The sequence below is a fragment of the Mesorhizobium sp. 43Arga genome, assembly GCF_053714255.1.
The window spans coordinates 499,718-523,476 of the sequence record NZ_JBSKBO010000004.1; the positions used below are offsets into that span (position 1 = coordinate 499,718).

Below are 23,759 nucleotides of genomic sequence, written 5' to 3' on the forward strand. Positions count from 1 at the left end.
CGCCACCAACACCGAAACCGGCGACACAGAACGCGCTCAGCATGTCGATGACGTGCATGCTTGCCGCGGGGCTGTTATCGGCGACAGCGCTCGCCGGCTGCGCCTCGAAGAAGTTCATTCCGCCTGAGATCGACTATGACGATGCCGCGCCTGCCGTTCGCAAGGTCGATCCGCCCGGCGCCGTGAAGGTGGTCGAACTGCCAAGGCCCCTTCCACTACCCGGCCAGTTGAAGCCGGTCGACAGTGGCGGGAAAAACGCGGAGGCTGCTGACCCCAAGCAGCGCATCAGCCAGGCGAACGAGGCCGCGCGGATGCAGCCCGTCCGCAACGGTTTCATCAACGCAATCCAGCTCTATCCCTGGAGCGAGGGCGCGCTCTACCAGATCTATGCCGCACCCGGCCAGGTCACCGACGTCGCTTTGCAGCCAGGCGAGCAGCTTGTCGGCTCCGGTCCGGTAGCGGCCGGCGACACCGTGCGCTGGATCATCGGTGACACGCAGAGCGGAGCAGGGGAGCAGCTCCAGGTTCATATCCTGGTGAAGCCAACCCGCCCTGATCTCCAGACGAACCTTGTGATCAACAGCGACCGCCGCACCTATCACCTCGAGCTCCGCTCCACGGAAAAGACCTACATGGCGTCGGTTTCGTGGCAGTACCCGCAAGACCAGCTGATCGCGTTGAGGCGCCAGAACGCGCAGGCTGCCTCTGCGCAGCCGGTCGCTTCCGGCGTCGATATCCAGAAGCTCAACTTCCGCTATCGCATCGAGGGCGATACCGCACCCTGGAAGCCGCTGCGCGCCTTCGACGACGGGGCAAAGGTCTATATCGAATTCCCGTCCGGCATCGGCCAGGGTGAAATGCCGCCGCTGTTCGTCATCGGTCCTTCGGGCGGTTCCGAACTGGTCAACTATCGCGCCCGGCAAAACTACTATGTCGTTGATCGCCTGTTCGCCGCGGCTGAACTGAGGCTGGGTGACACGACGAGCGAGATGCGTGTCCGGATCGTGCGCATCGACGGAAAAAGGCCACAGCGCAGCGCGGGGCTGTTCCGATGAGCGACACCGCCTATTCATCGAAACCGGATATCAGGGCTGAACTGAGGCTGCGGCCAGAGCCAGCTAGAGTAACGCGGCTGTCGCGGAAGGTGCTGATTGGTCTTGGCGGCGTCGCCAGTCTTGCGATCCTTGGCACGCTGATCTGGGCGCTCGATGCCAGACGACGCTGGAATGAGCAGCCCTCCGAACTGTTCTCTACGGAAAACCGTGCCACCGCCGATGGATTGCTGGACCTGCCAAAGGACTATTCGGGGGTGCCGAAACTCGGTCCCGCGCTGCCGGGCGATCTCGGGCGCCCGATCCTGCGCGCGCAAGAGCGCGGACAGCCGGTGACGGTACCAGACATCCGCCCACCGCGCGCCGATCCCGAAGAGCAACGTCGCCAGGCTGAGATCGAGGCCGCGCGTGTCGCGAAACTGTTTACCGACACCAACGCGCGGGCAAATCCCGCGCGACAGGGTGCGGGTGCCGGAAATGCCATTGCCGACACCATGTCAGGCTTGGTTTCACCGATGGGATCGCCGGCGTCCGATCCAGGCGCCGCTCAAAATATGCAAGATCGCAAAGCCGCCTTCGTCAACGCGGAGCCAGATCGTCGCACGGTCAGTCCCGACCGTCTCGCCCAGAAAGCCTCGCCGTATGTCGTCCAGGCAGGAACGGTTATTCCGGCTGCCCTCATCACTGGGATCCGTTCCGACCTCCCTGGTCAGATTACCGCTCAGGTCACGGAAAGTGTCTATGACAGTCCGACAGGATCGTACCTTCTGATCCCCCAAGGTTCGAGACTAATTGGGCAATACCACAACCAGGTCGCGTTCGGGCAGTCCCGCGTGCTTCTGGTTTGGAACCGGCTCATCATGCCTGACGGAAGCTCGATTGTACTCGAGCGCGAGCAGGGTGCGGATGTCAGAGGGTTTTCCGGGCTCGAGGACGAGGTAGACCATCACTGGGGACAATTGTTCAGGGCCGCAGCGCTCTCGACCCTGCTCGGCATCGGGACGTCGCTTGGTTCCAGCAGCAACGAAAGCGATATTGCCAAAGCCATTCGCGAAGGCGCGCAGGGTTCGCTCAGCAATGTCGGCCAGCAGATCGTGCGCAACCAACTCAATGTCCAGCCGACGCTGACGATCCGGCCGGGTTTTCCGGTTCGCGTCATCGTCAATCGCGACCTCGTGCTGGCACCGTACGGGGCAGCGAAGGATGCGTCATGACGAAGCTGATACTCTCTGCACGTGACGATCGACCGGTCAAGATCACTGTCGAACTACCCGCCACCGTTCATCGCGATCTGGTCGCCTACGTCGAGCATCTGAACAGTCAACATGTCTCTGTCGCATTTTCCCTCGGAGGCGGCGCATGGCCAACCTGAAACTTGGTCCATTGCCGAAATTCGGGACGGTCCGCGTGACGATCGCGCTTCCCGAGCCGCTCAAGGATGAGCTAGAGCGCTACGCGGCGGAATACAGCCGCTTGTATGAGCCGGTCGAAGCGGCGGCTCTGATCCCCCATATGCTTGAGGCCTTTATGCGATCCGATCGCGGTTATCGCAGTCGCAAGGCACAAGCGGCGCGGGGACAAGTCCGGTAACATGGGGATCGGCCATCTCGAGGCGGGTACGGGCGAGCACCTATGGCAATGTTGCGAGCAGACACCTTGAGGCCACCGCAGTTGCCCAGCACTGCTCGCTGCTTTGCCTCAGATGAAGCGCGTGAAGCGTTTGGTGCAGACCTCAAGTCTGTGGAGGTCAGCGCGCCCCTGAAGCTTGGATCTCCGCTCTGGTCTCGGCTCGAATGTCGGGCGCGCCAGGCGGATGATCCCTTCGGCCTTACCGGCAGCCCGCGCGCGCGCGCCTGATCAACCGCGCCAGGAAACCAGCCATGAGCAGGCAAGCAGGCTGTTCCTGCACGAGGCAGATAGGTCGTGGAGATCGCGCGCGTGCTTCTGACCAGCCGTGTCGTCCAGATCTTTCAGAATGCGTCGTATTTTGGTCAGGAAACAGTCGCCGGCGGCCGTCACCCTGACCCCGCCCGGATAGCGGTGGAACAAAGTCACGCCCAGTCTCAATTCGAGATCTTTTACGCGCCGGCTGAGCGCGGAATGATGAACTCTTAGGCGCCGGGAGGCGCCGAGGAAGCTGCCTTCCTCAGCGACAACAGTCGCAAAATGAAGCGTGATAAGTTGGATGGAGCGGCGCATGGCACCATTTCCGTGGGCCGACCCTTGTCTTGGGCTTACGATGCAGATTTGGTGCTGGCTGGGCTGCGGGTCTCTCGCAGCCTTTGCAGGGTGCGCTCATCGAAATTGGCTGTCACTGCGACCGTCTCTTCACCGCCGATCAATTTCGGCAGCCCAAGCGGCGTCACCTTGAAATGCAACTGAACCAGGCGCAGCAGCCAGAGCGGGTTCATTTCGATGATGATTGTGTCGACCCCGCTGCCCAGGCCCCACTCGACGATGCCCGACAACAGCGCATTGGCAACGGGGCTCAGCATCCGTCCCCGCTCACGATATTGCGGCTCGACGCAGTAGCGCGACCATTCCCAGATGTTTTCTCCCATGGGACGCGTGCCTTCGCACAGCTCCGGCAAGACATCCGACAGAAGATGAGGGCGCGTCGACGGCAGCAGGCGTTGGTAGCCGATCACACGGTTCTGCTCGGTGAAGAGCATGTGGACGGCACGCCTGTCGTCAAAGCGGTCTACCTCGCGACCGTCCTCGCGCCGCAGGTCGGTCCAGCCCTTCTCCTCGACAAACACCTTGTGGCGAAGCTGGAACGCTTGGTCCAGCTCCACCTGATATCCGTCTGCATTGTGCGACGTGACGACAAGAAGCATCTCGGTTGTCCTCCAATTTGTGGAGGTCAACCCAATGGTTCATCGCGCACCGATGCGGCATCACGCGATTGCGTGAGGCTAGCTGATCAGGCCCAGGCGGAAAGCCTTTGTGACAGCATGCACGTTGTTTGTCACACCGAGCCTCTCGCGCACCAATCGCAGATGCGTATCTGCCGTGTTGCGGCTGATGTTCAGGCGATCAGCGATCTTGTCGACGGTGAGGCCTTCGGCAACCCAGCGCAGGACGTCCTGTTGTCGAGGTGACAGATGCACCGGTTTGGAGGCTCGTTTTCCATCGGCAAGAACGGCCGCGCAACCGAAGGCGCACGCGGCGACGAACTGAAAGGCGAGACGATCGTGAGGATCCGGCTCGAGCTTCTCCCCTGCAATGGAAAATCCCACTGGCTGTCCGCTCAATGTCGCGAACGGAACAGTGAAGCCGTCGTGCAGCTTAAACTCTGATGCCTCCGCCATGATCCGTCGGCCGAAGGAACAAACCCGGGAAACTTGATCGATCTCGCTCCACCGGAAAGGCGTGGCCCCACGATTCACAAGCTGAATGGTGGGGTCGTGATAAAGGTAGCCGTTGGAAAAATAGCGCTCCGACCATTGCTGTGGCCAGGCGTCAAGCAGCACATGGGAGATCTGCTCGCGTCTCAGCGCTCGCGGCGGCGGGATCGGTCCTGCCAGCACGTTTCTGGCGCCAAACCGCTCGGCATAGGAAATCAGATGGCGACAGATTTCCTGCTGGCTCGAGCTTTTGTGGATCTGATTGAGGAACTCGAACGTGTCATTGAGGTGCCGACGCCAAAGCGCAGGTGCTTCCATAACGCATTGCTTCCATGATCGTGGTCGTTTGCGGCCCGGGTGCGATTGAAGGCGTTGAAGACATCGAACCTCTCGCATCCTGGCCGACCCGGTGCTGGCCGAAACTGTCCTCGCTGTCGTTCGACCGGATGAGCGGTGTTGCTGCAACTTTTAGGTCGACAATGGCTCCTGCCTCCGCGAAGGGGGCCCTGCCGGCGGACTTGCCTGCTCCCAGTGGCGCCCGCATCACCGAATACCAGGAAATCGCAAGGTTGGTCCCGATTATGTTCAGGTTGAATATATCGGAAATGTTGCTTCCAGCTTCATCGGAGTCAACCCCTCCTAGCTGCAGTTTGGAACCTGCGACAATTCGCCGTTTCGTGCTGCGCGGCCGTTGCCTGACGACGTTTGATCAAGCACCTATTCGCGAATTCGCTACCGCACGACCCTTTTCCGTCGCGGACCTTCCTCCTTCAATTGAGCGGGCATCGATCAAGTCTGCCCCAGCGCCGTATCGAGGATTATCCTACGTCAATCAGACCGCGCAGCGCGCCAGCCAAGTCCAGTGTCTTCCATCCCCTCTCGTTGTGCCTGAAGGCCGCGCGCTCCGGCTATGCAACCCCGACCAGCTTCGCCTCCGCGCGCTAGCGCCGTGCTTCAACGAGGACCGGCGGCGTCTGCCGTTCAATGTCCCAGATGAATCCGGCAAGCTCACGGGCGACGGCGGTCACGACCTTGACCGTCTGCTTTCCGGAAGCGGCAAGCCTTCGGAATTTGGCACATAGGCGAACCTGCGCTTTCCACGCGATGGCCCGGATATGTTCAGGGATCTCGGCATTCCGGTCTATCAAGCTACGCCCTTCGCGGGTCGGGAAACGATAATGCCATGCCGATTCGATACTCATTGTCCGGGCCGCAGCATTACCGCTGCGGGTGATCTCTCCCCGTTTAATCCTCTTGCCGCTGGAATATTCCGCCGGCACTAGGTCGTGAACCCATAAAACATGGATAGCCGAGACGGGTAGAAAGCCGTCATCCGACCGGTTATCGTTTGGCGATGTCGTTTGCTCGCAAAATTATTCTGCACGTTCCCGTCTCGGATGAGGCCTTGCTCGACGGCTTCGTAGAGCAATGTCTGAATGACGGGGTCTCGCTCGTGGCCGTGATTGGACCGGGTTGCGCGAGAGTTGAAGATATAATCGATGGGATTGTGGTTGGTGACGGAAGCAACGAGGCACGCTTTCTATGCACCACTTCGCATCCCAATGAGCCCTTCGAGGATGTCTTGAATATGGCAGAGACGTGGGAGTTCGAGCGCGGAGATCCGGTCGAAGAGGTCAGACTGTAAGATATGCCGCTTCCATATCGCGCTGCTTTCTGATTCAGGCTCGGCATGAGCCGATATGACCTGACCGACTTCGAATGGCGCGTGATCGAACCGCTTTTACCCAATAAGCCGAGAGGTGTTCCACGCGTAGACGATCGGCGCGTGCTGAACGGCATCTTCTGGGTGCTGCGATCCGGTGCGCCGTGGCGCGATCTGCCCGAGCGTTATGGCCCACGCACCACCTGCTACAATCGCTTCGTGCGATGGCGCAAAGCTGAGGTGTGGGACAGGATGATGGACGCCATCACCGCCGCCTATGAAGGCGACATCCAGATGATCGACAGCACTTCTATCCGAGCGCACCAACAGGCTGCGACGGCAAAAAGGGGGATCGAGATCTTTGTCTCGGTCGATCACGCGGCGGGCTCACGACCAAGATCCACGCCGTCGTCGATGCGCAAGGGCTTCCGATCCGGCTCGGCTTGACCGCTGGACAAGCGCACGACGGACCGGCCGCATATCGCCTGCTCGACCGCCTCGATCCGCGAACCATCGTTCTGGCCGACAAAGCCTATGATGCAGATGGCATCCGCAACCTGATCGAGGCCCAGGGCGCAGTGCCCAACATCCCGGCCAAACGCAATCGGAAATGGAAACCATGCTTCAGCAAGCGGCTATATCGCGAGCGCAATCTGGTTGAGCGCTTCTTCAGCAAGCTCAAGCACTTCCGGCGCATCGCCACCCGCTACGACAAACTCGCTGAGAACTTCCTCGCCATGGTCCAACTTGCCTCAATGCGCCTCTGGCTCCGCGCTAATGAGTCTACAGCCTAGGCCATCAGCTGCTTGGGACTGTTGAAGCGGTGGAGATCGCCGATTTCCTCGACGAGGGTGACGGCCGCCGTCAACTTCACGCCGCGCAAAGCCTGAAGGGCATGGACCAAAGGCCCCCAGCACCCAGCCTGAAACGGCTTCCTTCAAAACGTCGTCCAGCCGCTTGCAACGGTCCATCAGATCATGAATTCGCCGCTTGTATTCCTCGAAAACGAATTGCTGGTGCGGAAAGGCAAACTTCTCCTCTGACAGCCAGCCCCAATGAGCCTTGCCTCAGATTGCCTTGCCAGTAAACCGCCGGCCATGCCCCAAAAGAAAGCTCTTCAGGACGGACTTTGCCGAGGCGAGTTCATCCTTCGCCTGCCGGCGAGCACGAACGACATCGCGAACCGCTTCATGCGCTTCGTCCGGCACCCACACTGCGACCAGTTCTCCGGCACGCAGCAAGCGGGCCAGTGTCTGTGCGTCTCGTCGATCGGTCTTCACTCGATCTCCGGGGCGTCGCGGCATCGAGGATGGTGATATCACCATGCAGTCCACGCCAATCTTACCGAGGAGCCGATAGATTATGAAACCGCATGGTCCCGATTCATAGCAGACCCGAAGCCCCGCGCCGTCCTGCCCGATCTTCTTCAATGCTGCATGCAACGCTTCTGGCCGGTTGGCGATCGTGCCGAAATAGCGGACCTCCCTATCCGCGCCATCATCCGCAACCGCAGTCACCATGGTATCCTGATGAACGTCAAGCCCGATGAACTTCTTTCCTGCCGACATGAGCGCTTCCTTTCCGTTTGCTCGTTCAGTGAGCACATTCAGAAAGCTCCGATCTCGGCGCAAGTGATCGTCATCCGGTCAATTGAGGGCGCGCTCGCTAGCAGCTTCTGCTCGCCGAGCTTCATCGCGCACTGGCACACGACTATCGAATCAGATTTCCTGCTCTTGGAGCACATATCCGGCCGAGCGTATGGTTCGGATAACGTTGTGAGGCGAGAGTGCCTTTCTCAGTCGGCTGATATGAACGTCAACGGTACGTGCGCCGACATGGATGTTGGCGGGCCAGGCCGCGCTAACAAGTTCGTGCCGGTTGCAGACCTTGCCAGGATTTTCCATCAAGTGACGAAGCATGTTGTATTCGAGTGGGCCTAGATGGAGTGCTGGCTATTGCAACGTACCCGACGCCGGCCGAGCTGCATCTTGAGCTCGCCACAAATCAGCAACCCTGCGTCATCGTCGCCGTTAGAATTCAGCGGTTTCGTCCGAAGCCTCGCGCCTAGATGAGGGCTTTGCACAGAATCGGATCGATGATTCCATGCGAATATCCAATGAGGAGGATTCGCGATGGTGGATCGAGTGCTTGGTCAGCTGAGCCTAGCGGACGGTCTGGCTGCGTCGGATGAGACGATCTTCGACCTGATAGCGAAGGAATTGGACTGGGGGCCGATCCGGGTATTGCTGGGTCAGCGCTGCGGTGCTTGCTGCTGGGCGTATGGCACGGGCTAAGTGATCCGGCGCTTGAGGCGCAGATCCGTGACCGGCTGTCGTTCCGCTGCTTTGCCGGCTCCAGCCTTTCGGACCGCACGCCCGATCATTCAACGCTGTGGCGTTTTCGCGATGAGCTGACGCGCGAGCATCTGATCGACAAGGTGTTTGAGGAGATCAACCGTCAGTTGGAAGGCAAGGGGCTGATCGTCAAGCGCGGCACCTTGGTCGACGCCACGTTCCTGCAGGCGCGCGGCCGGCCGACCAAGCAGCCGAGGAAGGGCCATTTGGGTCCGATCAAGCCATCGGCCGATCCGGATGCGCGCTGGGGCAAGAAGGGCAAGAGGAGTACCTTCGGCTACAAGATGCACATCGGCGTCGATCAGGCGCACACCGTGATCCGACGTGTCGAGGTGAGCGACTTTCGGTCACCGACACCGAGCCGGCCGACAAGTTGAGCTGCGGCGACGAGCGGCCTATGGCGATCAGGCCTACTACACCCATGCCTGACATGACCGGCTCGCCGAAGCCAACATCAAGGATCGGCTGATGCGGCGGGCCAACAGGCATCACCCCGAACTGCCGCCACAAGCTGCGCAACCGGCTGATCGCCAGGGTGCAGGCGGCGGTGGAGCGGCCGTTCGCGGTGTTCAAGGAGCGCTACGGCATGCGGCGTATGCGCTTCTTCAACCTCGCCGCCAACCGCACGCAGCGCATGCTGGCGGCCTGTGCCTATAACCTGAGGACCATGCTCGAGGCCCTCCATCCGCCTCGCGGGAGGTGGGCATGAGCACAGGTGCGCCTACAATCCGCCGAACCGGTCCGCCGGAACCGGCAAATGCATCGCAAGGCCTCCGAAAACCGTTCCGCGGGCCTTTTAAAAAGCTCCATTAACACACCGAACCCGACTTCGCTCCCCTCTAGATAGGAAAGCAATTTAGCCGGCGCGAAGGGTCGCAGGAAAGTTTCGTCAATGCCGGCCTCGAGCAGATTCGAGTTGCTGGTGCTCGGCGCCGGGACGCGATAAGGGCGATGCCGGGCAGAGCGTCAGTTTGCAGGGCGCCCTTCAGCCGGGCGCAAATCCCAAGGCCGGTAGCGCTCCCAGGTTGACAGTCCAGGAGAACAGCCTACGGCTCATGCTCAGCCGCCTGCCGGATCCGTTGTCAGTGCTAGCCAGCTCGGTCGCGAAGCCGTCCACCTCCAGGACTCGGCATCCTGCGAACAAATCAGGACTACTGGCTTCATCTGCTAGTCCTACATCAATCAGTATTCGGCGGATTGAGCGAACTGCTTCGCAACCATGTTGCTTCTGCCGCTGCCACCGGACACCTCATGACCTGCGGCCGATTTGAATTTGATGTTGCCGGGGAACGAAGACCCAAACACACCGGGTTTTTGCTCAGCCTCCAGCGGTGGAGACAGCGGATGAATCAGGTCAGGCAAGCAGATCCGGCTGGTACAATCCGGGCTCCCTTCACTAGGCGTTCTCTTCAATCGCATCTATCAGCTGGCGCAGCATCCGCCGGTAAACTCGACGCCTTTTGTACACGCCCCCGTTTGATGCCGACCTGACTAGCTAATTTCATTCCCCGGATCGCAATGTCGCTCCGCGTCATCAATGCCTCCGGCAGTTCCCTCTCGAGACCAGAAACTCAAAATTCGTGCCAACGCGAACGGACCGCCGAAAAGATTTTGTTGCGACTACTTCTATTTCAGCGTTTAACGGGAATGCAGCAGAAGATGAGGCTGGACACCCTAGTGTCGCGGACTCGACAAAACGCAACATTGCTGTCGCTTGCCTAGCGTGCTTCGATCCCTCGCGCCGACGATGCAGCCGAGAGCGGCTGAGTTTTCCAGATGATTTCCTACAACAACCCCGCCTGCTCGGCCTCTTTGCGCAGGTTCTGCCTTGGCCTGGGGCCGATCTGCTGGATCACCAGCCTGCGGCTAGTGATCCCAGATCGCCGCAATCCTTAAGGCTGCGTCCGGTGGTGTAGCCGAAAAGGAAGCCGGCGGCGTAGAGGTCGCCGGCTCATGTCGTGTCGACCAGTTCCTTGTTGGCGGTTGCCTTTATGACCACGGTCTCGTCGCCGCGTACGATGACCGAGCCCTGTGCGGAACGGGTCACCGCCGCGATCTTGCAATCCTTGCGGATCTGCGCCAGCGCCTCGTCGAACGACGAAGTTTGGTAAAGCGACTTGATTTCGTGGCTGTTGGCAAAAACAATGTCGACCGTGCCTGAACGCATCAGATCGAGGAACTCGTCGCGGTAGCGGTCGACGCAGAATGGATCCGACAAGGTCATCGACACTTCGCGGCGGGCCGCGTCGCAAGTTTCGCCGTCTGCCGGATGGCTTCCTTGGCGCGCGGCGCGTCCCACAGATAACCTTCGCGTGCCAGAGAAGAAAAAGTTAATTAAAACAACGGAGTATCGGATTTGCGCCATGTTTGACATTCAACAATTGTCGGATGTCGGACAGAGTGAAACCTGGCGCATAAAGCGGCACCGGACAAATCGCCGGTGTCGTCGCCTGAGTCAGCGTTTTCGATCATATGAATGTGCACCGGGCGGGAACTCTCAGTCGTGCTGCGGCTCCAAAAACCGCGCCGTCGTCACCACACGGTGAGATGGCGAACACCGGGGTTGTCGATAACCGCTTCGATCGCGCCTTCTCGAAGCAGGCGCCGTCTGCGTCAGCTCGTGGGTGCCGAATACCACTCGCTTGCTCGGGCGGTGGCCCGCAGTGCGGCCGTCACCTCGCGAGGACCGATTGAGGCATTGTAAATGCTGTGAAGCCAAGGGGTGGGCCAACGCGCCGCCCAGTGAACAGCGCAATCACCGCCACGGCGGCCACGGCCACGATTAGAAGCCACGGTCCGGTCTCGCCGTGACATCGCCGGCGAAATCGCTATCTGTCGCAGCCACTCGTCGGCAAGGATCCCGTCACGGCCGACGTAGAGAAATACCAAAGCATCGTGGTTGCAGTCATGCTGGAAAAACCGGTGCGATTGTGCCGGTTGCCCCCACCAACAACGCCGCCGATAGCGTTGCCGCAAAGGCGGGTACTGACTGTCACGCTATCGATACCAAAGCGCTGAAACAGATTCGTCAAACAAATTTACAGAGTCTTTGCGAATGCAAGTCGCTGACAATGATACGTTCGCTCTAAGCCGAGATTTGCCGTGGCTGTCCGACTCAATGGTTTGGGATGCGTAGATATAGAACCCGCAGCTTTGACCGCAAACCGCATACAGAGAGGCTCTTTGATGGACATTGACATTTTCGAAGCTTACGAGTCTAACGTTCGTCGCTATGGACGATCGTTTCCAACAGTCTTTACTAAGTCTCTGGGGGCGACAATATGGGACGAGGCAGGCAAATCTTTTATTGATTTCATTGTTGGGTCAGGTGCACTAAACTACGGCCATAATAATCCAGATATTGTAGCGCCGGCGATTAAATACCTCGTCGATAAAAATATAGTTTTGTCGCTTGATATGTATACAGCCGCAAAGCGGGATTTCATCGAAGTGTTTGTCGAGTCGATCCTGAAGCCCCGGGGCCTTTCTTACAAGATACAGTTTCCTGGGCCGACGGGGACAAACGCTAACGAAGCGGCGTTGGCGCTGGCGCGAAAATATACCGGCCGCTCGAGTGTCATGGCCTTCACAAATTCGTACCATGGCATGTCACTCGGCTCCTTAGCGGTGTCGGGTTCCGCCTCAACCAGACAGCTTGGCGGCGTTGCTCGCCACGATGTGATCCGTGTCCCTTACGAGAACTATCCGAATCAAACTTTCGATTCCGCGAGTTACATCGATCACGTGTTGGGCGACCCAGGCAGCGGGATAGAAAAGCCGGCCGCAATCATCCTGGAGCCCATCCAGGCAGAAGGCGGCATGAACACCGCATCCGCACCTTGGCTCTCAGAAATTCAGCGCATTTGCCGTAAGCACGACGTTGTTTTCATCGTGGATGACATTCAGGCAGGTTCGGGACGAACGGGCGATTTCTTCTCGTTCGAGTTCGCGAAAATCGAACCCGACATTGTGACCCTTTCCAAATCCCTAAGCGGTTCAGGTAATCCGCTGTCCATAGTTCTGATTCGCCCCGACATGGACATATGGAATCCGGGAGAACATAGCGGGACCTTCAGAGGCAATAATCTCGCCTTCGTGACTTCCGCGGCCATGTGCAAAATGTGGTCCGATAGGCTCTTTACCACAGCCGTCGAGCGGACGGCCGTCAAACTTCAAGAACACCTTGATCGCCTCGTTGCGCAGTTCCCCAAGTGCATCGAACAAAAGCGCGGCCGTGGTCTGATGGCCGGCCTCAAGTGCCGTTCACTGGCCGATGTTGGCCGTTTGCACGATGTCGCGTTCGAAAACGGCCTGCTGATCGAATCCTCGGGGCCAAATCGCGACGTCATCAAAGTCCTTCCGCCGATAACCATCTCAGATCACGAACTCGATGAGGGCATTGCCATCCTCGATCAGGCACTACAGGAGAAAACCAATGGCGACTAACCAAGTACCTCAAACGCCGGCCATCTCGCCTCTTACGATCAAAGAACGAACCGGGTCGATCAGCACTGCGGAGATCATCTCGGTTCTGAAGGGTGAGACCACGGCGCTGCACATCAGCCAAGCTTTCAGCAGCGAAGTAGCCCAGGAAATCACCACGAACTTTGTTGGCAGCTCCGGTCTCAAGGAGCGCAAAGATGACGTCCCCGGACAATATGTCGGCGCATCCCACTACAGGAAGGATGCAGCCACCTATTTCACGGAGGCGGAAGATGCGAGGCCGCACGTTGACGCCCTTTTTGGCAATTTAGTTGACCCGGTCCGAGCCCTATTCGACGCGTTGAAGCGCGAGCTTCACAAACAGGGCGTTGAATTGCGGCTGGCCCGTTCAGAACATGGCAAGGCCAATGTTTGTCGCGGTCTCAGCTGGTCTGGCAGCGGCACGTTTTCCTTGGACCCTCACGACGATGTCGCTCAAGTGTTACGTGCTGGGAACGATTACGAGCTTTCTGCGGTGGCGCACAACACTGTCGCAGCGCTCAACTTCTACCCCAGCATGTCCGACGAAGGTGGCAATCTGCGGCTCTGGAGTCACAAGCCGACAGTTGCGGATCGAAAGTCGCAAGGTGTCGAGACCACAGGATATCCCTATTCGGCAGCTTATCTCGAGCCCGTGCCTTATCGCGAGTTCCAGCTCAAGGCCGGGGATATCGCCCTGATCGATGGCGGTTTCGTTCACGGGGTTACCGGTCAAGCAGGCAACGGAAAGCGTCGTCTGGTGCTGAACAGCTTTTTAGGATTTGCGCGGCCGGATCTCGTTCTCTGGTGGACCTGACGTGAATGTCGCAACCACTGACCGATATCTTCGGGCTATCACATCGGTCGCAAAGGGCCCCTCAGTCGAGGCCCACCGATCCACGAATCGGCCAAGAACTTGCCGCCGAACTGGCCGCTGCTGCGGGCCTGCAGGTCGCTCTCGCCTCGACCACGCTTGGCCCATTAGGAGCGGCTACCGCTTCAGAAACGCTGCTGGCCGGCAGTTGTCTCGACATCAGAGGCGCGGCGTGCCAGCCGTTGGATGCGGCTCGAGCCGCATCGGCTGGTGTTCATCGACGAAATGGAACCAGGCGCCTGCGTGGCTGTTGCCTGAAAGGCAACAGCTAAAAGGCACCGACCCAGATCTTCATCGCCGGGCTGCGCTGCCATGGCGCAACGCCCCTTTCGTGGTCGACACCCGGTGAACCGGCGCATCTTTGAGACCTACGTCGAAACCGCAGCTCGCTCCGACGCCGGCACAGGTCTGTTGTCATCCTCGACAAATGTACTGCGCACGAGATTCGGATAACGGCTCTCGCCAAGCCCAAGCCAAGGCCATCAGACCATCGACGTTCTGTGGCAATCCGTTACAACCGCGTCCCCTCCAGAGCGCAGAAAAGGTGAGAGCTGGAACGATGCCGAAATGCACATAAGCAACTCTTCCGCGCTCATGCCTTGGAGATAGCCATTGCCCGCGACGATATCGATCACCCCTTACAAAACATAGGCATCCCTGTACCAAAGTCGAACGCATAAACCGCACCATCCAGAACGCCATCCTCAAGCACTTCGAACTCCGTCGCCATCCCGCTGACTCTGTCAGCGCTAGACCCTCACGGCCTTCCACCTACGAATGACATTGTGAGGTCGCCGTTCTGAGCCCCTTTTTCTCGGCAGGAAGGTTGTGCGCCGACCAGTGGGTAATCTGAACGGCGGTGCCAATCGATTTATTATGATGTGTAAGCGGAAAATGGGTATTGAGCTGGAAGTTTTGTGTTGTTTGTTGCGCGCGGTTCGCGAAAACGAAGCACTGTTGTAAATTAAATTGACTTTACCAATTGCGGTGAGCTGCTAGAGCTCAGGTGATGTTGGCCTGCCGATGACGACGTGGAGCCGCAGCCTCCGAGCCGGAATCTGTGGTGCGCCAAAGTGGCAACATCCAAACGAATGGCTACGGAGCAGAGCCTATGCAACCCCGGCGAATGACTGCTGTCACTGAATTTCGAGAGCTCTCACCGAGAGTGTCCGACCAGCTCTTTTTGTTACCCAATTGAATTTTCCTGGGGCTACCAGGGAGGCGTTCGCGGCCGAACTTGCCCGTTTTCTCGACCGGACTTATGGCATCGGACAACCCAAGCAGTTGTTCGACCTGCTATCTGCTTTTGCCCGGAATTTTGATTGCCCGTGGGTCGCCTATGGCTCTCTCGCACGAGACCAGAAAGGCTTAACGCCGGTGCGAGGCGATCCGGCGGTCATGCTGAATTACCCTGATGGATGGCGGGAACGCTATCTCGAAATGGGCTATGACAAAATAGACCCTACTATCAAGAGAGGTCGGAGGCGAATAGAAGCCTTTCGTTGGAGCGAGGTGTACAACGACGAAAGCACGACTGAAGACGAGCGGCGCATTTTTGACGAGGCTGCCACCTTTGGCTTAAGGTCAGGCATTAGCGTCCCATTGCACGGCCCCGAGGGCAGCTTTGCGATCATGAACTTTGCTCAGGCTTGGGACGGTGAATTCCCAAATAGAACAATCACGTACTTGCAACTTGCGGCCTCACATTTTCATCTGAGGGTCGCGGAATTCGCTGATGCGACAGGCATCGAAAGCTTCTCTAACCTTTCCCCAAGAGAAAAAGAGTGTATCCTATGGACGGTGAAAGGGAAATCGTCGTGGGAAATAGGAAAAATTCTAGGGATATCCGTAAATACCGTTAATTTCCACATAAAAAACGTGATGAAAAAAATGGATGCTAATAGCAGAATAACCGCTGCCATGGAAGTGGTAAGGCGCGGTATAGTAGAATTATAGCTCAACGTGAAACGTATTTTTATGCCCGAAGTCACGGGGTCGTGTGTTGTGATGGAGAACTGCGCTCTTACACTTGGGGATAGCGTCGGCGGCTTCATCGGCGAGACGCGGGAGAACCTTGTTGCCGGCCAATCCGAAGAGGTAGTCGAGCGCGTTGTTATCGCACCGGGCCATGACCTGCGCCCGGCAATAGCTGGCCGTGTGTCGCCGCGGACCAGGGTTTGGGTGGCCGGCCGCGCGCGGATGCTCTGGACAAGCGGCGCAGATGCCCGCGAATCTCCTTGCCGGTGTCTTGCCAGGAGGCAGGATCACGGCGGTCGCGGCGTCTCAGATGTGGGTCGGCAGGAAGTGGCGCTCGGCGTATCGGACGTTGAAGAGCGAGAGCTGCTGATGGCCGTGAACGACATCAACATATCGGCGATGTCGAGCGTCACGCTTTTGGGCGCGCGGCATAGCTCGACAGCCACAGATCGCCCAGCACCCATCCGAGCCGGATGATGGTGCACAGGTCTGGCAGGTTCTCTAGGCGCGAGCAGGTGGCTGCGAGCACAGATCAATCCCGCTGTCGGGCAGCCGTCCGCAGGCGAGCATGAAGACCGGGTCGGTGCGCAGCCAATCGAGTTCGTTGGCATCCTCGTAGCCGCAGGAGGTCGCAAAGATGCGGGCGCGCAGAATGTCGGCCATGGCGTGCTTTGGCCGCGGCCGAGCGACGGCTTGCAACTGGCCGACAGGCTGTCCACTGCGATCCAAAATTCGCACGATCCACAGCGGGTGAGGCACGTCTGGAATGAGAGCGGCAGCAAGGTATCGTCGGTCGTGGCGGTGAGGCTCCGCGAGAAGTGGTGGCAGGAAGATCCTTTACCCGCGGCCTTCTGAAATCGGACTGCAAAATGAGAAATGTTAAGCAGTGTGGTCTGGATTTAATGCTTTGCAAAAAATTCTTATCATATCTTGTATTGATGCAGGCGGATATTTGGTGGATATATACGGAGAGATGCCGAACGCGCCCATGTGCATTCCGACGAATGGAGGAAGTCATCATGTACTTAAAACAATGGAAGTACGCGTTATCGTAGATGGCCTGAAAGGAAACCCGCCGCAACCGCCATGTCCAAGTCAGCGTCGATCCTGATAGACCGGCCTGGAATACGTCGGGTGGACGCGTTTTTCGCGCAGCGACGTCAGGTCTGATTGGCTGTGAGAGCCGGTTCGCGGCGGCGTCGCTCTCGAAGGATGTGAGCACGTTGTGCCGGGACACTGTCGAATCGACCGAAGATACGTCGCGATATACTGGTAGACTACTGAGTGTGCGACGAAGTTCACAGGCCAATGGACCAAGGATGAACAATTATGACCACACTACCACAAATATCACTGGAAAATCTGACAGCCGATAAAACGCGGCCTGAAGAGCGCAAGCGCTTACGCTTGGCATGCGAGGATTACGGGTTTTTCTACCTTGTCCAGCATGGCATCCCGAAAGAACAGATCGCGCAAGCCATCGAGGCCTCCCGGCGCTTCTTCGCGTTGCCACAGTCAACGAAGGAGCGCTTTGGTCACGCCGCTCAAGGGATCTATCCCACTATCGCCCGTGGATACAGTCCATTGCACGGGGAAATTCTACATCCCGACGCCGGCCGCGATCCAAAGGAAGTGTTCGATCTCGGAATCGACAGCGAAGGCGACCGTCGTCCGTTTGCTGGGAGCACGCTGCTTCCGGATGAGGTCTTGGCTCCTGGTTTCGCGCGAAGCCTGCTTGCTTTGCAGGCTACCGTGCTCCACGCAGTTATCCCGCAGCTCGGAACCGAGCTTGCCGACTTGATCGGTTTGGAACAAGGCTGGTTCCGCCGCCATTTCAGCCCGCCGACGCTGGGGCAACGCGTAATTCGATACCCAGCTCGCGGCGGCACGTGCGCCAAGCACACAGATGGTGGCTTCTTCACGCTGCTGCTGCAAGAGGAACTACCCACCCGGTCGTTGCAGGTATGGTTGCGCGGGCGCTGGATGCCAGTGCCGAGCCTGCCCGACAGTCTCGTAGTCAATTTGGGCGATATGTTCCAGGCTCTGAGCGACGACCGCTTCAAGAGTACGCCGCATCAGGTCGCGCACAATGGTCTGAGTGATCGAATTTCGCTACCCTTCTTCATCTATCCCGACATTGACGCTAGCTTGACTTCGCGGCAAGGGGGGCACACCTTCAGCGTCGCGGAGATGATGCTAGGCAACATGGCGTCAATCGAAACCGGGAATGGTGCCGGGCGCGCGCGCGAACTGCAGTAAGTGTCCGTTCTCTAACGTGCGCAGACTATGGCATGACGTGACACAGCTTGGTGGTGCGCTGGAAGAGTCCAGCCGCCGTCGCGCGTCTCCACGGGCCGCCTGCAACGCGCCTCGGGAGAAGCGCGCTGATGCTACGTTTGAATTGTGGCTGCACGAGCTCCACGCGGTACTTTTTCAAGCAAGCTGCAGCGCCACGGCTTTTCGCTGTGCCGCTGCGCTGGAGGTGATGATTTCGGAAAAGGGAAGTGGAGCGGTCGGGATGATCCGTCTTTCTGTGACTGCGGCGCGCGCTGGGAGCCGCGCGAATGCCAAGGTCAGGCTTTGCCTCTAGACTCTACGCTGCGAGCGGAAGGCCGACTTCAGAATCTAGCATCGACATCGGTATCATCCTGCAGGCGGCGAACGGGCCGATTTTATTCATCTTCTTTGCAGTGCTAGTCCCGCTGTCCAAGTGGGTCCACCCTCAACGCCGGCGAAATGCATCTCGACGAGTAATCTGATGCTGACAACCTTAAAGACAGGAGAATGCTCATGTACGTGAGCCTCGATCCGGACTATGCGCTGCAAGCAACTCAGAATTGGATCAGCGATCTGGTGTGGAGACTTCGGTGGCATGAACGCGAGCAGGTATACCGGGCTCTGATTGCGACGCTGCACGCCCTGCGCGATTGCCTGGATCGCGACGAGGCCGTGTACATAGGCGCGCGGCTGCCAGCGTTGCTGCGTGGCTTTTACTACGAGGGTTGGCACCCGGCCCGGCGCACCAAAGCGAGAAACCGAAACTCGTTCCTCGACCGGATCCACGAAGGCGTCCACCGCGACCCGGCCGTAGATCCCGAAGAGGTTGCCCGCTCGGTACTAGGCCAGTTGGCGGACCGTATGTCTGTAGCAGAGACCCAAGAGGCGAAGGCCGCCACTCCAAGAGTGCTAAACGACCTTTGGCCAGTCTGAGATAGACCTCTTGAGTGAGTTTGGCGAGTTCCGAAGGTCTGTGGGATGGCCGGCAGTTGGAAACGTCGCGGCACTGTTCCGATACCATTCTATGGACCGCCGGACTTATCAGTTTTCCGGCTCAGGTAATCGCCTGGCGATGTCCCGGGATTGCACGGGAGTTATCAGGACCTTGCGATCTAACCGTGCTCACGAGGGCGCTCGTTGGTGGTCTCCGCGGCAATGGTTCACTTGTTCGGCCCGTCCGCGAGGATGGACGACCAAGGCCGGCCAGGCATTCGCCGTGGAATCGCTTGTTCAGCGGCGCAACTAAGGTGTTGTTCGCCGACGGGGCGGTCCGGGCCGAGAGACAGAGAGGGAGCACGCAACCGTCACACGGCTATGAATCGCAAGTTCAAGGTTGTTTTTTTGGAGGACGGTTTACGCCATCGCCGATCGGTGTTGTGCCGTCGCGGTCCAGCCCGCACATCTTAGCGTTACCCAGAGCGATTAATTCCCGGCCCAGGTGGTCAGATCCCGGCAGCGAATGTAGGTCCTGTCGTGCCTAGCGCCACCTCGCTTGGTAATCGCAGAAATCTACAAAATCTGGTAGTATCGATAATGTGCACTGGTCGGTACACTGGAGATCGGCGGCATAACAATAGGTGGGCAAAGTGAACCGAAAATCGTTTGACGCGTTCAAATATATACAGTGTGTAAATGATGCTGCACTAAGCGTTGGACTGCGGCTCAGAACGGGCGAAAACTTCAACCAATACATTGAAGTCACATCAAGCACGATTGGAAAATCGCCGACGGATCCGAGCTTCCGGCCAGATTGCTCGCGGCTGGAAGCTGACCGCGCGTTTTGGATTGTTGGAGAAGACCAAAAAGGTAGAGTGGCGCATGTTCAGGCGCTTCGATTGGACGATCTGCGGACGACCAATTTGGCTGGACATCTCGAGTCGTTGAAAGCCTTCTACACGGATCCAAAGAGTCGCGCCGGCGCCGGCTCCTCCTGTTCTTGCCTTGCGCCGACCGCCCAGACCATGTCCGGCATGGTAGCTTATCACGGCGACCTATGGCTCCGAGAGGATTTTAGAGGACTGGGATTGCCTAGTACGCTTGCTAGCATGGCGTTTGGGCTGGCGTGGGCGAAATGGTCACCTGATTTCATTTATGCTCTTGTCCCTAGTTGGATAATCGAGAAGGGAATTGCCGATCAGTATGGCTACCTTAACAGAGAAGCGCAGGGGGCCGTTTTGACTTTGCCTGACCGCGGCGTCAAAGAGGATGATTGGCTTCTTTGGCTGACGCGGAGCGAATTGTCCCAACGCATCAAAGCCGCCAAGACGCCAGTGCAGGGCCTTGCCTGACTCGCTTGCGTTCACAGCTCACGGTCTGACTTGCAGCCGCTGTCGGGATCGCGTCGAATGAAGCTGTTGGGCGATGCCTTCCTGATGCCGATGGTCGCTTTTGGCTTTACTTGGCGCTGCGAGCAGTCTCCGCAAAACCGCCTACCCGGGCGCGGCCGCACCTTACAGCACGTATCGCCAGTGAAGGACAGGAAGAAAAGAATGCTGACGAACCAGTCTAATCCGCTCGGCCGCCTGGATCGGACCGAAGCCGCCATGGCATCGGCGGCCATCGAGGCGCGTGGCCCGCGTGCGTAGAGCACGGGATGATCAAACCCTACTGCCTGCCGGCCGAAGGCTGTTCGATCGCCGTGGGCGCGGACAAGTCGCATCAGGAGCCGGCTCACCCCCTCGAGGTGCCCGCAGTAGGCGTCACGTAACCAGCGCAGCAGCACAATACGTCTCGCTCGGCAAAAACAGCTACACGTTTTGGCAGGTGCCGCAAGGGCGAGTGCAGCCTATGTTCGCTCCAGAGACGCTATTTTCGTCAAAGATGGAGCCCTTGAGCTTCTCCCCGGTAGAAAATGAGCGCTGGCTCCTTGGATTCGGCGGCCCTTGACCGCAGCCCGCCAAGGGCGAGGTTTACGGCGAAAACCTCGTAAGCGAGTAGGGTCGGTCTAGGCCGTCTGCCGATCGGATCATTCCCTGCGTTTCCTAGAGGGCGGCCAGACCGGAGACGCACGGCACTCAAGCAAAATGGCGGTCCGTCCGTAGCGGACACAATGCAGGAAGCGTTTCATGCATAGCACGAGAGGGGTCCAGAATGGTCGATAAGATATTTAATCGAAGCAACTCAGTGTATATCAAATCCGTGCCATATAAAGGCCGTGGCCTATTTGCTAACATTCCATTCAAATCTGGCGATATAATTGATATAGCTCCTACATGGGAATTTGACGAGCCTGCAGCGGCACTGTTCAAAAAAACAGGGTTACTCGAGTATTATTTCGTAAGACCGGATAAAATATCGAGCGAGAACGGTATAGCTGGGTACGTTGTATTCGGGTTCATATCTATAGTAAACCACTCGGCGACCCCGAATGCGAAGACAGTTTGGGGGGATGGAGAAGCGGGCGCCTGGGCAAGCATTATCGCCACAAAGGATATAGGCGTCGACGAGGAAATTACGCTTCGTTACAATAATATTTTTGATTACCCATCAAGTGTCAAGTTCGTTGAATGAGTCGCATGCTTGAGCTCGGTAACTTAAATCTGGAACCTCCTCGCGGGCCGCTTCATGCACCACGTCGGGAACCCAGATCCCTTCAGTTCGCCCGCCCGAAACAGCACGCTCGGTTGCGCGACATCCGCCAACCCTCATGAATTTTTCAGGCTAGATGGCCGAAGGCATCTTCGCCCCCGATCATTACCAACACGGAGTCGCACCTCGGATGGTTGTGGTCGGGTAACAATTCATCTTCAATCCCAGACAAATTGCGTACTCCCGATGACGATGTTAGACATGTGACCTACGCAGTTTAGCCAGTCACCTGAATCTGGCGAGTTTTTATCTGGCACAGATATTGCGCGGTATTATCCGGAACGCGTCGCGCAACCGAGTCAATAGCGCAAGAGCCAAATTGTTATTTCAATGCTATCTGTCACGGCTGCGTCTGGCTATCTGTAGCGGCACGCTCAAGAGCGAGAAGAGGGGAGGACGGAGTACGTATCTGCGCCTGCCTTTGCACGGCATGGGTGCGCTGTAAACTCTGACGACTTGGGAGGCCGGCCTGCGAGGCGACTCAAGATCGGAACATCCTGCTGGTCAACCCGGCCGGCAAGTTTGGCGCAAAGGTCGCCGATATTGGCACTGACCAGAGCCGTCACTACATCCCGCTGCTTTGAGACGGTCATACGGGGCAGCGTTAGGGGCGATCATTGGCATTGTTCGTACCCGATCGTCTCGGTTGGCATCTATATGATCGAAGTACCCGCCAGCGAAGGACCCTCACGAATTCAAGATGTCAACCCAAAGGAGCAAGCATGATGGATCCCGATCTCATGAAGCGTTTTGACCTTACAGGCCGTTCGGCGCTCGTAACCGGCGGCGCACAAGGCATCGGGCTGGAAATTGCGCGAACGCTAAGGATGGCCGGCGCCTCGCTCACCTTGGTCGATCTCGACCTCGACACCACTAGGAAGGCTGCAGCCGGAGTGGGCCCTGACGTTGATGCCTTCCAGTGCGATGTCGCCGATCCGCAGTCCGTGCGCGACCTAGCCGCATCGATCGGGCCTTGCCCGGATATCCTCGTTAACAATGCCGGGGTCCCGGGCAAGACGAGAGATACAAGTGACGATGACTGGCGCTTCGTGATCTCCGTTAATCTGGACGGAGTGTTCAATTGTTGCAGGACGATCGGCACTGCGATGGCCGAACGCGGCTCGGGCAACATTGTCAATATTGGATCGATCTGCGGCTCGATCGTTGCAAAGCTGCAGAGCGACCCAGCCTACAACGCCAGCAAAGCTGGCGTGCACATGCTCACAAAGAGCTATGCCTGCAAATGGGCAAAATCAGGCGTTCGCGTCAACGCAGTCGCTCCAGGCTACGTCGCCACGAAGATGACCAATGACTCCAACGACAGCATTTCGACCTGGGCCGAGCTTACGCCGATAGGGCGCTTGGGCCGGACGGAGGAGATCGCAAATGCAGTTCAATTTCTCGCTAGCGACGCATCCAGCTACGTGACCGGCACAGTTCTTCCCGTGGATGGAGGGTACACGATCTGGTGAGTGCGGTCTCCCATTTGCGAACCCGGCTGGGCGTCACGCGGGACAAATCGTTTCTCAAAATGTCCTGCAGGACGCCGAGCCGAAGGCCGCGAATCGTGACCGCTGCTAGCCCAGCCTCGCCGTCGCTTCAGCCGGTTAGAGGGGAGGCACCCACGATACGCCGGATGAGGCAATTTGCGCAACATGTTCTGAAGCTCAGGCCGCCCTCAAAGCCAGGATATTCAGAGCCAGGTCACGCCGTGTCGTCTCCCGCCCCCCAGCCTTTGACCGGCTTCCGACATTGTTGTCCAGGTTCGGACAAAGGAAGGCTACGGACTTCTTCGGCCACGCTCGGTCGTTGAAAAGGAGTGTGATTCCACAGCCAAAATTCAACTGGCACGGGATTGGCTACAACTCTCAAAAATGCCGAGAAAGCACTTGGAGCAGGAATAAGGCCATTGCTGCAGCAAAGCTTCATATACGCGCCCGCGAGGGCCGTCCCTGCGGCAATGGACCACTCAAGGGGCTCGTGCTTGGCTCCTATTCCGCGCGTGACTGGTTTGAAGGCGACGCGCCAAAGCGCAACGCTCGCCGGTTTGCAGTCGAGGGCCTTCATGCACATACTAGTGCCAAGAGTTCAAAACAAGGCGTCACCAAGCCAAGGTCGGCGTCTCGCTCGCAATGCAACAACGCGCACAGCCAATTCCGTGAAGCG

General features: G+C 58.3%; 23 protein-coding genes and 4 pseudogenes. 16 read left to right on the forward strand and 11 right to left on the reverse strand.

Annotated features, from left to right (window positions below; translation table 11 throughout):
* Positions 1-56 precede the first annotated feature (56 nt).
* The 4 genes and pseudogenes from trbG (at position 57) to ACWGS8_RS18020 (ending at position 2,642) form a co-directional block, all read left to right on the forward strand.
* Positions 57-1,055, forward strand: coding sequence for a P-type conjugative transfer protein TrbG (gene trbG, locus ACWGS8_RS18005; RefSeq protein ID WP_454582216.1), 999 nt, complete (start codon positions 57-59; stop codon positions 1,053-1,055).
* Positions 1,052-2,266, forward strand: coding sequence for a TrbI/VirB10 family protein (locus tag ACWGS8_RS18010; RefSeq protein ID WP_454582173.1), 1,215 nt, complete (start codon positions 1,052-1,054; stop codon positions 2,264-2,266). Before trbG ends, ACWGS8_RS18010 begins: the two co-directional genes overlap by 4 nt.
* Positions 2,263-2,367: pseudogene (locus ACWGS8_RS18015) on the forward strand (DUF2274 domain-containing protein); the annotation flags it as partial. The gene ACWGS8_RS18010 and the pseudogene ACWGS8_RS18015, both read left to right, overlap by 4 nt.
* Positions 2,368-2,411: 44 nt before the next feature.
* Positions 2,412-2,642: a DUF2274 domain-containing protein gene (locus ACWGS8_RS18020; protein ID WP_454582174.1), complete on the forward strand. Its 231-nt coding sequence runs from the start codon at positions 2,412-2,414 to the stop codon at positions 2,640-2,642.
* A gap of 267 nt (positions 2,643-2,909) precedes the next feature.
* Here ACWGS8_RS18020 and ACWGS8_RS18025 read toward each other — a convergent pair whose 3' ends face one another.
* From ACWGS8_RS18025 to ACWGS8_RS18040, 4 genes are all read right to left on the reverse strand, one after another.
* Entirely contained in the window at positions 2,910-3,251 is a 342-nt protein-coding gene (locus tag ACWGS8_RS18025) for a LysR family transcriptional regulator (protein WP_454582175.1), read from the reverse strand.
* A 35-nt stretch (positions 3,252-3,286) separates the two neighbouring features.
* Positions 3,287-3,889 carry an acyl-homoserine-lactone synthase gene (locus ACWGS8_RS18030; protein WP_454582176.1) on the reverse strand — a complete coding sequence of 201 codons (603 nt, stop codon included), beginning with the start codon at positions 3,887-3,889 and terminating at the stop codon, positions 3,287-3,289.
* A 78-nt stretch (positions 3,890-3,967) separates the two neighbouring features.
* On the reverse strand, positions 3,968-4,717 hold the full coding sequence (locus ACWGS8_RS18035; protein ID WP_454582177.1) for a helix-turn-helix transcriptional regulator: 750 nt from the start codon (positions 4,715-4,717) through the stop codon (positions 3,968-3,970).
* 623 nt (positions 4,718-5,340) lie between these two features.
* On the reverse strand, positions 5,341-5,679 hold the full coding sequence (locus tag ACWGS8_RS18040) for a hypothetical protein (protein ID WP_454582178.1): 339 nt from the start codon (positions 5,677-5,679) through the stop codon (positions 5,341-5,343).
* Positions 5,680-6,089: 410 nt separating this feature from the next.
* On the opposite strand from ACWGS8_RS18040, the gene ACWGS8_RS18045 reads away from it, so the two are divergent.
* A protein-coding gene (locus ACWGS8_RS18045) for an IS5 family transposase (protein ID WP_454582179.1) occupies positions 6,090-6,856 on the forward strand; the annotation gives its coding sequence in 2 pieces (ribosomal slippage) (positions 6,090-6,402 and positions 6,402-6,856; 768 coding nt in all).
* Here the strand turns inward: ACWGS8_RS18045 and ACWGS8_RS18050 are convergent.
* The 3 genes and pseudogenes from ACWGS8_RS18050 to ACWGS8_RS18060 all read right to left on the reverse strand — a co-directional run.
* A complete protein-coding gene (locus ACWGS8_RS18050) occupies positions 6,853-6,966 on the reverse strand; it encodes a transposase (RefSeq protein WP_454582180.1) in 114 nt (37 codons plus the stop codon). The two genes, ACWGS8_RS18045 and ACWGS8_RS18050, sit on opposite strands and share 4 nt — an antisense overlap.
* Positions 6,967-7,129: 163 nt before the next feature.
* Entirely contained in the window at positions 7,130-7,630 is a 501-nt protein-coding gene (locus ACWGS8_RS18055; protein WP_454582181.1) for an IS110 family transposase, read from the reverse strand.
* 150 nt (positions 7,631-7,780) lie between these two features.
* A pseudogene (locus ACWGS8_RS18060) lies at positions 7,781-7,996 on the reverse strand (winged helix-turn-helix domain-containing protein); the annotation flags it as partial.
* Positions 7,997-8,328: 332 nt separating this feature from the next.
* On the opposite strand from ACWGS8_RS18060, the gene ACWGS8_RS18065 reads away from it, so the two are divergent.
* Together ACWGS8_RS18065 and ACWGS8_RS18070 are read left to right on the forward strand one after the other, a co-directional pair.
* The gene (locus ACWGS8_RS18065) at positions 8,329-8,793 is read left to right on the forward strand and encodes an IS5 family transposase (protein WP_454582182.1); all 465 of its coding nucleotides are present in this window, start codon (positions 8,329-8,331) and stop codon (positions 8,791-8,793) included.
* Between the two features lie 134 nt (positions 8,794-8,927).
* Complete coding sequence (locus ACWGS8_RS18070; RefSeq protein WP_454582217.1) at positions 8,928-9,125, forward strand: transposase; 198 nt, start codon at positions 8,928-8,930, stop codon at positions 9,123-9,125.
* A 473-nt stretch (positions 9,126-9,598) separates the two neighbouring features.
* Here ACWGS8_RS18070 and ACWGS8_RS18075 read toward each other — a convergent pair whose 3' ends face one another.
* Together ACWGS8_RS18075 and ACWGS8_RS18080 are read right to left on the reverse strand one after the other, a co-directional pair.
* Positions 9,599-9,778, reverse strand: coding sequence for a hypothetical protein (locus tag ACWGS8_RS18075; RefSeq protein WP_454582183.1), 180 nt, complete (start codon positions 9,776-9,778; stop codon positions 9,599-9,601).
* A 422-nt stretch (positions 9,779-10,200) separates the two neighbouring features.
* Positions 10,201-10,726 (reverse strand): annotated as a pseudogene (locus ACWGS8_RS18080) (adenosine kinase); the annotation flags it as partial.
* A gap of 876 nt (positions 10,727-11,602) precedes the next feature.
* On the opposite strand from ACWGS8_RS18080, the gene ectB reads away from it, so the two are divergent.
* Together ectB and ACWGS8_RS18090 are read left to right on the forward strand one after the other, a co-directional pair.
* Positions 11,603-12,862, forward strand: a complete 1,260-nt coding sequence (ectB, locus tag ACWGS8_RS18085) for a diaminobutyrate--2-oxoglutarate transaminase (protein WP_454582184.1) — start codon at positions 11,603-11,605, stop codon at positions 12,860-12,862.
* Positions 12,852-13,694 (forward strand): 2OG-Fe(II)-dependent halogenase WelO5 family protein, encoded by an 843-nt coding sequence (locus tag ACWGS8_RS18090; RefSeq protein WP_454582185.1) that lies wholly within the window; start codon positions 12,852-12,854, stop codon positions 13,692-13,694. The genes ectB and ACWGS8_RS18090 overlap by 11 nt, the downstream gene beginning before the upstream one ends.
* 182 nt (positions 13,695-13,876) lie before the next feature.
* Here the strand turns inward: ACWGS8_RS18090 and ACWGS8_RS18095 are convergent, their stop codons facing one another.
* On the reverse strand, positions 13,877-14,065 hold the full coding sequence (locus ACWGS8_RS18095; protein ID WP_454582186.1) for a hypothetical protein: 189 nt from the start codon (positions 14,063-14,065) through the stop codon (positions 13,877-13,879).
* A gap of 970 nt (positions 14,066-15,035) precedes the next feature.
* Here ACWGS8_RS18095 and ACWGS8_RS18100 point away from each other — a divergent pair.
* Positions 15,036-15,707 (forward strand): helix-turn-helix transcriptional regulator, encoded by a 672-nt coding sequence (locus tag ACWGS8_RS18100; RefSeq protein ID WP_454582187.1) that lies wholly within the window; start codon positions 15,036-15,038, stop codon positions 15,705-15,707.
* A gap of 78 nt (positions 15,708-15,785) precedes the next feature.
* Here ACWGS8_RS18100 and ACWGS8_RS18105 read toward each other — a convergent pair.
* Positions 15,786-16,427, reverse strand: a pseudogene (locus ACWGS8_RS18105) (transposase); the annotation flags it as partial.
* Positions 16,428-17,057: 630 nt separating this feature from the next.
* On the opposite strand from ACWGS8_RS18105, the gene ACWGS8_RS18110 reads away from it, so the two are divergent.
* The 6 genes from ACWGS8_RS18110 to ACWGS8_RS18135 all read left to right on the forward strand — a co-directional run bounded on the left by ACWGS8_RS18110 (position 17,058) and on the right by ACWGS8_RS18135 (position 23,065).
* Positions 17,058-17,987, forward strand: coding sequence for a 2-oxoglutarate and iron-dependent oxygenase domain-containing protein (locus ACWGS8_RS18110; protein WP_454582188.1), 930 nt, complete (start codon positions 17,058-17,060; stop codon positions 17,985-17,987).
* A 531-nt stretch (positions 17,988-18,518) separates the two neighbouring features.
* Positions 18,519-18,938, forward strand: coding sequence for a DUF2267 domain-containing protein (locus ACWGS8_RS18115; protein WP_454582189.1), 420 nt, complete (start codon positions 18,519-18,521; stop codon positions 18,936-18,938).
* Positions 18,939-19,591: 653 nt separating this feature from the next.
* Positions 19,592-20,293: a hypothetical protein gene (locus tag ACWGS8_RS18120; protein ID WP_454582190.1), complete on the forward strand. Its 702-nt coding sequence runs from the start codon at positions 19,592-19,594 to the stop codon at positions 20,291-20,293.
* A 57-nt stretch (positions 20,294-20,350) separates the two neighbouring features.
* Positions 20,351-20,590, forward strand: coding sequence for a hypothetical protein (locus ACWGS8_RS18125; RefSeq protein ID WP_454582191.1), 240 nt, complete (start codon positions 20,351-20,353; stop codon positions 20,588-20,590).
* Positions 20,591-21,095: 505 nt separating this feature from the next.
* Positions 21,096-21,515 carry an SET domain-containing protein-lysine N-methyltransferase gene (locus tag ACWGS8_RS18130; protein WP_454582192.1) on the forward strand — a complete coding sequence of 140 codons (420 nt, stop codon included), beginning with the start codon at positions 21,096-21,098 and terminating at the stop codon, positions 21,513-21,515.
* 803 nt (positions 21,516-22,318) lie between these two features.
* On the forward strand, positions 22,319-23,065 hold the full coding sequence (locus ACWGS8_RS18135) for an SDR family NAD(P)-dependent oxidoreductase (protein ID WP_454582193.1): 747 nt from the start codon (positions 22,319-22,321) through the stop codon (positions 23,063-23,065).
* Positions 23,066-23,759 lie beyond the last annotated feature (694 nt).